At 43.4% G+C, this 12,928-nt stretch carries 9 protein-coding genes; 2 read left to right on the top strand and 7 right to left on the bottom strand.

Going from position 1 to position 12,928, the window contains the following annotated elements:
- Positions 1-93: 93 nt before the first annotated feature.
- From kdsA to sppA, 7 genes are all read right to left on the bottom strand, one after another.
- A complete protein-coding gene (kdsA, locus tag DN068_RS20885) occupies positions 94-921 on the bottom strand; it encodes a 3-deoxy-8-phosphooctulonate synthase (RefSeq protein WP_111000897.1) in 828 nt (275 codons plus the stop codon).
- Positions 922-957: 36 nt separating this feature from the next.
- Positions 958-1,605 (bottom strand): hypothetical protein, encoded by a 648-nt coding sequence (locus DN068_RS20880; RefSeq protein ID WP_111000896.1) that lies wholly within the window; start codon positions 1,603-1,605, stop codon positions 958-960.
- A 171-nt stretch (positions 1,606-1,776) separates the two neighbouring features.
- Positions 1,777-3,777 carry a DUF3857 domain-containing protein gene (locus DN068_RS20875; protein ID WP_111000895.1) on the bottom strand — a complete coding sequence of 667 codons (2,001 nt, stop codon included), beginning with the start codon at positions 3,775-3,777 and terminating at the stop codon, positions 1,777-1,779.
- 37 nt (positions 3,778-3,814) lie between these two features.
- Entirely contained in the window at positions 3,815-5,785 is a 1,971-nt protein-coding gene (locus DN068_RS20870; protein WP_111000894.1) for a DUF3857 domain-containing protein, read from the bottom strand.
- The gene (locus DN068_RS20865) at positions 5,752-7,761 is read right to left on the bottom strand and encodes a DUF3857 domain-containing protein (protein ID WP_111000893.1); all 2,010 of its coding nucleotides are present in this window, start codon (positions 7,759-7,761) and stop codon (positions 5,752-5,754) included. The genes DN068_RS20870 and DN068_RS20865 overlap by 34 nt, the downstream gene beginning before the upstream one ends.
- A 318-nt stretch (positions 7,762-8,079) precedes the next feature.
- Positions 8,080-9,507: an L-serine ammonia-lyase gene (locus DN068_RS20860; RefSeq protein WP_111000892.1), complete on the bottom strand. Its 1,428-nt coding sequence runs from the start codon at positions 9,505-9,507 to the stop codon at positions 8,080-8,082.
- A 226-nt stretch (positions 9,508-9,733) separates the two neighbouring features.
- Positions 9,734-11,518 carry a signal peptide peptidase SppA gene (gene sppA / locus DN068_RS20855; RefSeq protein ID WP_111000891.1) on the bottom strand — a complete coding sequence of 595 codons (1,785 nt, stop codon included), beginning with the start codon at positions 11,516-11,518 and terminating at the stop codon, positions 9,734-9,736.
- A gap of 69 nt (positions 11,519-11,587) precedes the next feature.
- Here sppA and folK point away from each other — a divergent pair, with 69 nt between their 5' ends.
- Together folK and DN068_RS20845 are read left to right on the top strand one after the other, a co-directional pair.
- Positions 11,588-12,088 (top strand): 2-amino-4-hydroxy-6-hydroxymethyldihydropteridine diphosphokinase, encoded by a 501-nt coding sequence (gene folK, locus DN068_RS20850; RefSeq protein WP_111000890.1) that lies wholly within the window; start codon positions 11,588-11,590, stop codon positions 12,086-12,088.
- Positions 12,089-12,153: 65 nt separating this feature from the next.
- Complete coding sequence (locus DN068_RS20845; RefSeq protein ID WP_243630363.1) at positions 12,154-12,858, top strand: deoxynucleoside kinase; 705 nt, start codon at positions 12,154-12,156, stop codon at positions 12,856-12,858.
- Positions 12,859-12,928 lie beyond the last annotated feature (70 nt).

The raw sequence follows: 12,928 nt of genomic DNA, 5'->3' as shown, positions 1-12,928 counted from the left end.
TTCCTTTCAGGGGCTAGGACAAAAAAATCGTGGAGACTCAAAGCCTCCACGAAGATTAATCTAAATTATGTAACTCCCTTTAGGGCCGGGGTTTTATAATGTATTCACTACTTCTTTCAATCTTACCAGTTTGTCCAGCAAACCTTCCAGCAGATCGAGGCGAAGCATATTAGCTCCATCTGATTTAGCCTGTGCAGGATTTGGATGCGTTTCGATAAACAAACCATCAGCACCGACTGCAATACCAGCACGGGCAATGGTTTCTATCATTGCGGGATTACCGCCTGTAACGCCGCTTGTCTGATTCGGCTGCTGCAAAGAATGCGTACAATCCAGCACCACTGGTACATCCATTTGCTGCATCGTCGGGATAGCACGGTAATCAACAATCAGATCATGATAACCGAATGTAGCACCGCGATCCGTCAGGATGATCTGCTCATTACCGCTCTGGCGGAGCTTATCTACTGCAAATTGCATTGCTTCCGGCGACAAAAACTGGCCTTTCTTCACGTTTACTATTTTACCAGTTTCAGCAGCTGCGATGAGAATATCTGTTTGACGGCAGAGAAATGCAGGGATCTGCAATACATCTACATATTCGGCAGCCATAGCCGCTTCATTAGCCGCATGAATATCCGTTACCACCGGCACATTAAAAGTAGCTTTTACTTTTGCCAGTAATTTCAACGCATTTTCATCGCCGATACCTGTAAAACTGTCCAGGCGCGTACGATTGGCTTTTCGGTAAGAGGATTTGAAGATGTAAGGGATCTTAAGTTTTTCACAGATCTTCACGACCTGCTCGGCAGTTTTCATTACGACTTCTTCCCCTTCCACTACGCATGGACCTGCCATGAGGAAAAAATTCTTTTCATTTATGTGTTGTCCGTTAAAAACGGCTTGTAAAAACGCTTGCATGCGGCAAAGTTAAGGGTCTCTGCCATACGGGCGAAATTATTCAGCTTGCCATTCTGTATCAAGCCAATGCTTGAGGTCGGCATACTGGTCTTCAGGGAAAGGGAATGCGCAATGATTTTCATAATCGCGCGGTGTGTGTGATTGTTTCAGTCGGTTGGCGGCATTCAGCAACGGCAGTATAAAATAATCCGGGCGCATCGCTACGGAAAATTTAAGTCCTTGTGTAATGTCCTTTACCGGTTTTTGCTTCGCTGCTTCATATTTTGCCGCATCAAAATGATAGTCAGCAATCTCTTCCAGAAAATCAACATTCCATGTTTTCCAGATCGCGATCTGCAGCAGGTTTTCCGAATAGACAAATGTCCACAGAAAAATACCGTTTTCGGTGTCATGAATCACCTGCGCGATGTAATCAGACGCACGGTAACCTGTTCCGTCATTATTACCGGACGGACGAATGATCTTATTCAAAGCATCCATCAAGTCACCCAAAACATCAGTTATATCCAGTGCTGAATATTCGACTTTCTGCTTATCCGTTCCAACCTCAAAATACATTTCTCCGTCTGCTACACGGGGAATATCAATAAAAAACTTATCGCGCTGCCAGCTGTAGATTTCCTCAAACGGCAGGATGTCCATTATGTTGACTTTGTAGGGTAGCTTATATTTCTTTTTTTTCATAGGCAACGTATGTTCGCTATGTTCTTTTAAATGTTCTAGAAGAAACGAAAATAATAAAATCAGTTCTAAACAAAATTGTTTTAAGGCTTAATAGGAAACTAATAACATAAACCTCCCAAATCCCGCGTCCACCGTGAAAAATAAAGGGTTTATACGGAAGCTGCAATAGCATTATTTCAGTATTATTTTCTGCTGATTAGCGGCAAGTATTTTATCGAAAAACGCCCGCACAACCGGATATTCCTCTGTTTGAAAATCTGTACGGAGCATTTGCAAACGAGCGTTCAGCCGCAATGTATTCGTCTCCTTATCATATTGCGTCATAAACTTGTATTCATCTTTCTCGTCAATCGTAGTGATGCTCGATTTTGGCATTTCTTCCAGGGTGAAACCATCCGGTATCTTTAGCTGTAATGAATAAGAATAATCCGTAACCCCATCCATCTCCACCGGATAAATGCGCTCATTAGCTTTAAACGGATTGCTGGAATAACGGTTCATAAACACTGGCGTGAAATAAACACTTTTGCCGGAAGGCCAGCTTAAGGAAACTGTATAATTGAGCGTCAGTGCGGATTCAGGATTATCAAGGTTCTGAATTTCATAAGTCTTCAATGCTGCATTGAGCGACAATACCTTCAGACTTTTGATAAGGTGCTTGCGGATTTCTGTAGTATCGGCAGACCATTCAGCCCTTAATCCCGCTGCTTCTGCCTTGGTAAAATATTGCTTGAAGTTGAGCGTATAATGCTGCGGATCGGCGTTCTCGGTTGTTACCACCACCATTCCTTTGTTCTTATTCATTTCCGGCAGCAAATTAACGCTGCCTCCATTTTGATTAACGAGACGCGCATAGCCGTTGTAGCATTGTTCCGGCAAGGTTCCAAATGGATTATATTTCTCGGATGCATCCAGATAATAGGTTTCACTGCCCACTACCAGCATTCCGATTGTATGATTAAATCCAGTCAGCGCCGGAAATGCATCGTATATTTTACCATTCTCACGCGTGCTCAAAATCACGGGATCGCAATTCAGGCCTGCAGCTTTCATCATCGCGATCATCACAAGATTAATCTCAGCCGGTGTACCCGTATGTTTTACAAATACATCATTAAGATCTCTGGTCGACCATATTCCGGAGTTTTCTTTTGCGGAAATATTTTTGCGAACGTAATTGTAAATGGCTTTGGCTTTTTCTGTTTCATCGTTTAAGGACGCTGTAAGCTCTTTCGCAACGCGGCCGATGTCCTCATGACGCAGTACCAGCGGTCGGTAGAAGCTAAAACTCTCGTACAATGCTTTGTTGAGTTTTGGCCAGGTATTCAGAAAATTGACGGAGAAACTATTTTTGGTTGTGCCTGTGATCTGTAATTTGATCTTCTCTTTGTAGTTATTTACACTCGCCACAAACGGCTCTTCTTCGAGTGCGGGAATATTTCTGCGTACCCAGTGACTGTTTTTAAATTCGTTGCCATTAACTATTTCCGAATATCGAAAGGACTCCGGCAACAATGAGTCTGCAATTTTGCGCGGCCCATTCGGAAGCTCCACAAACTGAAGATTTCCCTGAGTCATGGAACGCGTATCAAATATTACCGGAATAGTGGTTTCCAGTTCACTGTAAAGACAGGGAATACCGTCCTGAAAAGTCCAGTCGGTATACATCAGTCCAAAATCGTGCCGGATTGTATAGGTGTAATCGATGATCGATCCTTCTTTCACAGACGGCATGCTAAATTTTCTGGTCAGAAACATGTAATCTTTTTCAGCGGTTACAAGATCTGTGTTCAGCTGCTGCTGCTGCATCTGGCCATTCTCCAGATTATATGTAGTACCAGCTATTTTCTTTATCTCGGCAAAAGAACCATTTACATGGAAAGTCGCCACCAATACATCTGCCTGGTCCAGCCCTTCTTTCCTGATGACTTTAATAATCCGGTGTACTTTCTGCGAAACAACCCATCCGTTATCAGGTGAAATATCTACCGTCGATTTTTCATACAGTACAACGGCCACTGCAGACGGGTCTATAGAAAAATTATTCTGCTTCAGATTCCGAAGAAAATATTCATCATTAAAATTTTCCTTTGCTGTGGCTTGCTGGCAAATGCAGATACTAAATAAAAAAGCAGTAACAATACCGCGAAGGTTTTTAGGGTAAAAATTCATGTCTTAATTATTTTGAATGATGTGTGGTTTGTTTGATTTATTGGTGCTTCAACACCACTTTTATCTGATTACCGGAATTTACTTTATCAACAAATGCTTCGAAATCTGCATAGACTGAAGCCTCGTAAACACCGCTATTTTGCTGCAGCGTACGGGTAACGACCAACTTATTTCCGGATTGCTTTACAGCACAGGAATAACTACCGAAAGTATAACTGGCAGTTACCGGCTCGGGCAAAAATTCAATAGTTTCATTTGCCGGCAGATCTATTTCAAAATGGTCTTCAACAGCAAACGAACTCGGAAAGAAAAAAGGATTCTGCCTAGTTTCGGTTGCAACCGGCACACCAATGCCTACCGGAACCAGATCTGCATCTACAAACAAACGGCTGTCGCTGCGGCTCACCATATTGGCGGCGCTGATGTCCATCGTTTCATCCATGGTCATTATAGCTGCGTCCTCGGCATGTTTATATTCTGACTTGATCACCTGGTAACCAGGCAGTTTAAATTTATTACTCACATACTGATCCAGCTCATGCTGCGAAACATGGGTAGTTGCGTGAAACACTTTTACAGCAGGCGTTCCGGTATAGTGGTTGTTCATCGTTACATCCAGACTACCGTCATCATTTATTCTTGCAGTCGCACGATGGACTACCTTATTGACTGCTACACCATACACCGGCGTATGTACCACCACGCCACCATTCGGAGTCACCATCAGCGCATTTCGGTCTTGGGTAAAATCGCTCAGATAATTATACGGCAGATCGGTGCTCGTACATTCCAGCCAGACAGTGTCTTTTGCCATCGGCACACATAAAATAGCATGGTTAAACTGGCTGGACACAAAATCTGTCTGCATTTTCATACGCGGCGTTTCACCAGCAGAAATCACCACCACGTTTGCAGGAATGGAAACTTCCTTCAGCATCGCCATCATATAATTACTGAGCGCCTTGCAATCGCCGTAACGGTTGTTGCAAAGAAAATCCGCACTAAGCGTCTGAATACCGCCGATACCGTATTCTATCGCTACGTACCGAAAATTATCCTGCATATATTTATACAACACGCGGATTTTTTCATGGTTATCCGGTAATTTATCTGCCAAAGCATGAATCTTCTTTTTCTCTGCCTCCGGCAAGATATCGCGCTGTGCATTTAATTCGTAGATGAACTTGCCAAAGTCGCTCCAGCTAGTCATGGTGCCACTATGATCGTCTATTTCAAATTTGGTAGGCGCCAACAGTACACACGGCCGGGACAGCCGGCTTTCGGGCGTCAGTGGCTCCTCAGGGCTGGCGGCAATATCAGCGATTTTCCAACTATACCTCCGTTGCTCTGTTCCTGCAATGACCGGCGCATCCGCTACATGAAAACCTTTGTACCGCAATTGATAATCCGGCGCTGTAACTACTGTGAATGTTGCGTTTTCCACTGCAATATCGCCGCTTTCCTGTGGTGTCCAGCTAGGCAGAAAGAAGGTTTGTTGTTCTTCTTTTTCTATATAAACATCTATCGTATAAGGGAATCTTCCTTTCGGAAAATCATAATAACGTATTTTATTATCATCATAATGCCCCGGCTGCGGCGAAACAGTTCTAGTGATGTAATCAGATTCTTTCACTTTATAGAGCAGGTCACCATTGGCATCATAAGCTGCGGCTGTCATCTTTTTTATCTTTGACAGCGACGAGAAAAAATCTATCGCAGATGCGTAATGCTGACCTTTTTCATTGAGAATAGTCAATACGATATGCGTGCGGTTCGTGACCTCATTCGTAGCAACTATTTCGACGTCCTGATCGTAATGCCGTACTACTGCACTGGCATTTGTCAACAGCGCCTTATTAATATTGTTTACTGCGTAGGAAGGCTCATTACCGGATTTTGCCTGCGATAAAAATGGCATCGTAAAAAATACAGCGCCGAAAAAATAGTGTAATGGTTTATTCATCTGATCAGGATTTATTTCTGAAGTACCAGCATTTGCTGCTGGCATTCGATCATGCTGTTAAAAAATGATTTGAGCTGGCTATATTTACTTTCATCAAACCGTGCATCTTTCATGGTAAAGTCGGTACGCAGCTGGATGGTATTTTGTTCTGTGTTTTTATCGATCACGTAGCGGTATTGATTGCGGTCATCGATACGATAAACCACCGATTCCGGACAAGACCCGATTTTATATTCTTTCGGTATTTTCAAGTAGAGAATAAATGACATAACCGCCGCAGAAGGCATTTCTATAGGATAATACCGCTTGTCTGCCTTAAATGGATTTTCACTGAAACTACGTACCATACAAGGGGAAATCATTAAATGATCTGCCTGCGAAAATTTCAGTTTCATATTAATTGAAAGCACCAGCGGCTTGTCTGATTCATCCAGATTTTTCACTGAATAATCGATCAATGATGCGTCTATTGGCATTTTCTTCACCTCCTGCAACACGTATTTTTTAATCTCCATGCTGTCCTTTTTCCATTGCGAACGGTACCGGATTGATCCGCTCCAGCCAAAGCTCCAGGTTCCGTTTATCTGATAATTACTGAGCTCATCATTGGTTGTGTGCACTGCTACAATCGTTTTTTCAACCAGCATCGCGGGGTCAAGATTTACGGCTTCGCTGTTATCCCTGTCGATCACACTTGAATAGCCGTTGTAACAATCCATCGGTAACACGCCAAATGGTATGTTTTTAGAAGAGGCATCCAGATAGTAGGTACTGTCGCCAAGTTTCACCTGACAGACACAATAATTCAAACGCATCAACAAGGGATATTCTTCTACCAGTCGGAGATGTTTTCTGGTACTGAGCAGCACTGCATTGCCATCCAAATCCGCCATACGCAACATTTTCACCAGTAGCACATTCAGTTCTGTAACACTGCCGCTGCGTTTGCTGTAAACTTTATCCAATAAATTCGCATGCCAGATTCCGTTATGACCCGTGCATTCAAAACTGTCACGCACAAAACCATATATAGCTTTCACTTTACTCAGATCATCGGGCTGACCTTTAGTAAGCCGTTCTACATCATCGCGGAGAAAACCTTCCCGCTTCGACAACGATTGGAAACACGCTTCATTTTTATAAAGGTATTCCGTCGCTTTATCCCAGGTGCCCCAGCGGTTACCGTTCCCCATTCCATTGTAAATTCCCGAAACCTGAATGTCTATTTTCTCCGTATAGTTATACACATTGTACACATAAGGTTCTTTTTCGTAAGCCGGAATATTTCTCCGCACCCAATGCATTCCCACATCATCGCGTTCCAGCGCCTCGACTGATCCGCTATACGCCAGCGGAACGGATGCATCGTCCACATTCTTTTTCGTATCGTCAAATTTCTCAAAAGCGTAAATGCTCTGCGCAATACCGCCAACGTTTAAAATCCGCGGATACATCACCACTACTTCGCTGTATACCTTTGGAATATCTTCCTGAAAATCCCAGCTGAAAAATGACGACATGTCTTCTTCGATCTGGTAGCTATAATCAATCACTGAACCTTCTTTTACCGAAGGCAGTGAAAATCTTTCAGACATGACGCCGTTCCGCACCACATCTTTTTTGATCTGATCCGGAGACAATGACTGACTCACCAGTTTGCCATCTTCGACATTATAAGTTGTGCCTTTTACTTTTTTAAATTCTACCGCATGCGTTCGCGAAAACCCTACCGGCACCACTACATCAGCCTGATCAACGCCGTCTTTATTGAGGATTTTAACAACACTGTGCACCGTGCGGGTTACATAAAATCCACCGGCATCTTTAGAAATGGAATAAACAGCGCGCTCAAACAAAACGATTGCATTGGCCTTAGGCGCAATGTCCCATTGGGTCTGCAATACATACTGTTTAATGGATTCCGGATCATCTTTTAGAAATCTGTTTTTCTCGGCAGCGCTGACACTAAAAAAACCAAGACAAAGCAAAAGCATTGCAACGATAGAGTTCCGTAAAAACATATTTCACTTTATTAATGATCGAATTGGGAGGCTGCCGCCAAATTAAATAATTCAATTAATTTTTCAAATGACAGAAATCAATGATTAATTCCAGTCGACATTCGACGATGCCATTTAGGAAACCGGCAGAATTTATGGACTCTAGTGCCCTTCAGAACACCTACGCCAGTGTGGATTTAAAATTAAGTAAAGGAAAACATCCCGGAACCTTCGTGCCGCCGCGAGAAAGAAAACGCAACTACTTTGCGAGAAACCCGCTCTCCATCAACAAAAAAAGGTAGCGTCACCGCTACCCTTCCTATAAAAATTCATCGAAAACTAACATTCACTTAAACTGATCGGAATATTGGTCGCGAGTCCGCCTTCGGCGGTTTCCTTGTACTTATGATTCATATCCAGTGCGGTTTCCCACATCGTGTTCACCACTGCATCCAGCGATACACGTGCATTATCCGGATTACTTTGCAATGCCAGTTGTGAGGCTGTGATTGCTTTGATAGCGCCCATTGTGTTACGTTCAATACATGGCACCTGCACCAGTCCGGCAACCGGATCGCAAGTAAGACCCAGATGGTGTTCCATTGCAATTTCCGCCGCCATCATAGCCTGGCGAACGCTACCTCCGAGACATTCGGTAAGCGCTGCTGCAGCCATCGCTGATGATACACCGATCTCTGCCTGACAGCCACCCATTGCAGCAGAAAGCGTTGCACCTTTCTTGAAAATGCTACCAATCTCCGAAGCCACCAACAGGAACTGGATAATTTTATCTTCGTCAAAACCATCGCAGAACGCGATATAATATTGTAATACCGCAGGAACTACACCCGCAGCGCCATTTGTAGGAGCTGTTACCACTCGGCTGAAAGAAGCATTTTCCTCGTTTACAGCCAGCGCAAAACAACTTACCCAGTCAAGCGTGTATTTAAACTGCTGTCCGCCTTCGCGAATTGCCGCCACCCACTCCTGGTGATTATTATATGTTTTGTCTTTAAGCAATCTTTTATTGAGTGCCGCTGCCCGGCGTGTTACATGCAGCCCACCAGGTAATTCTCCCGAGATATGACACCCGCGATAAATACAATCACGCATTACTTCCCATATTTTCAGCACACCCGCTTTGGTTGCGGTTTCGCTACGCCATGCAGATTCATTTTCCATTACCACTTCGCTGATGCTGAGACCGGTTTTCATACACCAGTGTAAAAGATCTGCATTTTTCTCAATCGGGAAAGGAAGTTCCACGTCATTTGCACCGCCACCTTGTTCGTTTTCTTTTACTACAAATCCGCCGCCGATGGAATAAAATGTTTCCGCAACATCACGCCCATCCTCGAAACTGCAAAGAAAAGTCAATGCATTCGGGTGAAACGGCAGACTTTCGTTCATCAGAAACTCTACGTCTACCGCCGGGTCAAAAGCAATTTCTTTTGCCTTGCCGACTTTCATTTTTTTCTGCTCGGAAATCTGGCGCATACGTGGCGTAATTTCGTTTACATCAAACGTCACCGGATCTTCGCCACAAAGACCAAGGATCACCGCAACATCCGTACCATGCCCATGACCTGTTTTGGCCAATGAACCATAGAGTAAAACCTTAACCGATGCGATGTTCTGAAGATCTTCTGTAGCGGCAATGCCATCCAGAAAACGTAATGCAGCCCGCCATGGACCCAGCGTATGAGAACTGCTTGGCCCGACGCCAATCTTAAATATATCGAATACCGAGATGGATTCTTTTTTCACAGAAACTAAAAATATAAAGGGAGAATGATTTTCACCCTAAAGATACTATGAAGACGGGAATATATATAACCAGGTTAAAACGCGAAGGGATCATAGCAGGGAATTTAACAGTGCCGCAACAGCGGAAAACTGTCGGACGACTCAAAGTCGTCTGACAGTTTCACAGATTCCCTAAAAACAAAAGGCTGCCTCAATTGAGACAGCCTTTGCACTTGCTAAAAGCTTTTTATTCGAAAGACAACTTCGTTGGCATCGCCATCATCGTTTTACCATTCATCTTTCTCAATGATTTAAATTCTTTATACCATTGATAATCTTCGCCCAGTTCATTTTCAATCATCTGTTTAGTCAGCGCCGTTGAAGCATTGGCGCGACTCACACGACGAAACAGTTTTTCCAGTTTATCAACCGGTTCTGGGTAAGTCACCACTTTATAACTACTCAATTTTGCCTTTGCTGCCGCACTCTGAATAGCACGGTCCAGATTACCGTAAGCATCGATGAGGTGAATGGCCAAAGCATCTTTACCTGTCCACACACGGCCCTGCGCAATGCTATCCACATCAGCTTCCGAAATATGGCGACCAGCAGCAACGCGACTTTTGAAAATATGATAAATAGTATCCACACCATTCTGCATGCGCTGTGCTTCGTTAGCAGTCAAATTGCGTGACATGGTCGGGAAATCGGCATAAGGCGCATTTTTTACCTCGTCGAAATTCACACCCAGTTTGTTCTTCATCAATCCTTCTATGCTAAACAACATGCTGAATACACCGATGCTACCTGTAATCGTATTAGGCATCGCAAAAATGCTATCCGCCTGACAAGAAATATAATAACCACCTGAAGCTGCAACATCACCCATCGAAACGATTAATGGCTTTTTCTGACGGAGCAATTGCAATTCGCGCAGCATCACTTCTGAAGCCAGCGCACTGCCACCCGGAGAGTTTACGCGCATTACTACAGCTTTTACTTTATCGTTTTTGCGGAGCGAACGGATTGTTTTCACAAAATCTTCCGATGCAATCTGATAATCATCTTCCTTACTACCATCTACAATATCACCTTCCGCAAATAACACAGCGATTCTGCCATCCTCTGATTTACCATCAACTACAGACTTGTCATTGTATTCATCGAGCGAAACATAATTGATCTTTTCATCAGCTTTCAGGCCCATTTTGGAGCGCATACGATCCTCCACTTCGTCCCAATACAGCAAACCGTCTACAAGTTTGCTTTTCAACGCATCAGCCGGAAATTGAATAGAACCATTAGTTGCCAAAGCATGAATAGATGCCGTATCTGTACCTGCATGCTGCGCGGCTGCATTCAAAAATTCGGCCCAGATGCCGTTTTGCAGCGCTGTGATCTGCACGCGGTTAGCATCGCTGATTTTATCGGCACGGAATGGTTCCGTAGCACTTTTGAATTTACCCGCATAGTAAATTTCAGGTTGTACTTCCAGCTTGCTCAGCGCATTTTTAAAGAAAGTCAGCTGAGAAACCAAACCCTTCACTTCCATACTGCCCACCGGATTCAGATACACGCTATCAGCCACACTCGCTACGTAATAAGCTTTCTGCGGAATATTTTCGCCGTAGGCATAGATGAATTTTTTGCTGGATTTAAACTCAGTCAGCGCCTGCCGCAGCTGCTGCAATGTAGCCCAACCATTGGCAGTGCCATCCAGCTTAATAAAAATGCCTTTGATATTGTCATCCGTTGCGGCTTTCTTAATCGATTTCACAACATCGTACAAACCTGCATTGTATGGTTCATCATTGCTAAACATGGAGAACGAATTTGTTTCTCCCTGTTCGTGCATCGTCCTGTCCAGTTCTATTTTCAGAACAGAAGCAGTCATTACTTTTTTCTCTTTTTCTGACGATACCGTTTTTGATACCAGGCCGGCGATAATGGCTATAAAAATAACCACCATCACTACTCCCGCCACAATCATGGCCAGCAGCGAGGCAAAAAACATCTTAAAGAATTGTTTCATCTAGTGTTGTTTTAAATATTACTGTTTACAAATCTAAGTTATCATTCTCAACTATCTTTACATCTCCAAATGAATGAAGTATACATTTTATTAGGCAGTAACGAAGGTAATCGCGAAGAAAAGCTCGGCAAGGCTGTTTCGATTATCGCCGAAACCTGTGGACCGGTTATCCGAAAATCATCTTTATACGAAACCGCAGCCTGGGGCCTGGAAGATCAGCCAGACTTTCTGAACCAGGTTATCTGCATTAATACTCAATTCAGTCCGGAATCACTGCTCCAAAAAACACAGCAAGCCGAACTTACGCTTGGTCGCCAACGCCATATAAAATGGGGACAGCGCACCATAGATATTGACATCCTGTTGTACAACGAAGCCGTTGTGCAGCAGCCAAACCTTATGATACCGCATCCTTTTTTGCAGGATCGCCGGTTTGTAATGGTTCCGCTGGCGGAAATTGCCCCTGATAAAATACACCCACTGTTACACCAATCGATGAAAGAACTATTGAAAAACTGCCAGGATCCTTTGCCGGTTCGCCTGTTTCAAACAGGAAACCAACTGGATTAGCGATGCAATATAACAGCCGGATGTTCCCTGGAACTACCGTTGGTAGGGGGATTTCATGATTTTTAATGAAACTGTTCAAAATCAGGCAGATTATTCGGAATTTTGCAAACCAATTCAGCACCTGGGGATTTTCTCTTATGGATTACCGTTACATTGCAGTAGAAGGAAATATTGGCGCAGGTAAAACAACGCTGGCCAAAATGCTGGCCGAACATTACAATGCCCGCATTGTGCTGGAAGAATTTGCGGATAATACTTTCCTGCCAAAATTTTACCAGGAACCAGAACGTTACGCATTTCCGCTTGAATTATCTTTTCTTGCCGACCGCTACAAACAATTGAAGGAGATGATCACCACCCCGGATCTTTTCCAGGAAAAAATAATTGCTGATTATATATTTATTAAAAGCAAACTCTTCGCCCGCATCAATTTAAAAGATGAGGAATACGAACTGTTTCAGAACTTGTTCAATATCATTGACCCAAACCTTGCAGCACCTGATTTACTGATTTATCTGCATGCGCCCATAAGCAGCCTGCAACGCAATATTCACAACCGTGGCCGCGACTATGAACAGCAAATTCCGGATGAATACCTTGAGAAGGTGCAAAACGTATATCAAACATATCTGAAACAAGATATTTCAAAGACACTGATTATCGATATTTCAAAAGTGGATTTCCTGCGCAATCCTGATCAATTTGCACAGCTTACCACCTTTCTTGATAAAAATTACGACTTTAAATCACATTACCTTGCAATCGAATAATCATGAAAAATCACAACCAGCCAGTATATAAAAATCTGATATGCATAACATTAACAACAGTTTAATATAA

The organism is Taibaiella soli (assembly GCF_003236175.1).
GTDB lineage: Bacteria > Bacteroidota > Bacteroidia > Chitinophagales > Chitinophagaceae > QKTW01.
Note: the sequence above shows the minus strand (reverse complement) of the source record. Positions and strands in the feature narration are given on the sequence as shown.

Coding starts and splice junctions, on each gene's coding strand:
- DN068_RS20845 (WP_243630363.1), top strand. CDS start 12,154: ATGAAACTGTTCAAAATCAGGCAGATTATTCGGAATTTTGCAAACCAA.
- DN068_RS20875 (WP_111000895.1), bottom strand. CDS start 3,777: ATGAATTTTTACCCTAAAAACCTTCGCGGTATTGTTACTGCTTTTTTA.
- DN068_RS20865 (WP_111000893.1), bottom strand. CDS start 7,761: ATGTTTTTACGGAACTCTATCGTTGCAATGCTTTTGCTTTGTCTTGGT.
- DN068_RS20880 (WP_111000896.1), bottom strand. CDS start 1,605: ATGAAAAAAAAGAAATATAAGCTACCCTACAAAGTCAACATAATGGAC.
- kdsA (WP_111000897.1), bottom strand. CDS start 921: ATGCAAGCGTTTTTACAAGCCGTTTTTAACGGACAACACATAAATGAA.
- sppA (WP_111000891.1), bottom strand. CDS start 11,518: ATGAAACAATTCTTTAAGATGTTTTTTGCCTCGCTGCTGGCCATGATT.
- DN068_RS20870 (WP_111000894.1), bottom strand. CDS start 5,785: ATGCCAGCAGCAAATGCTGGTACTTCAGAAATAAATCCTGATCAGATG.
- folK (WP_111000890.1), top strand. CDS start 11,588: ATGAATGAAGTATACATTTTATTAGGCAGTAACGAAGGTAATCGCGAA.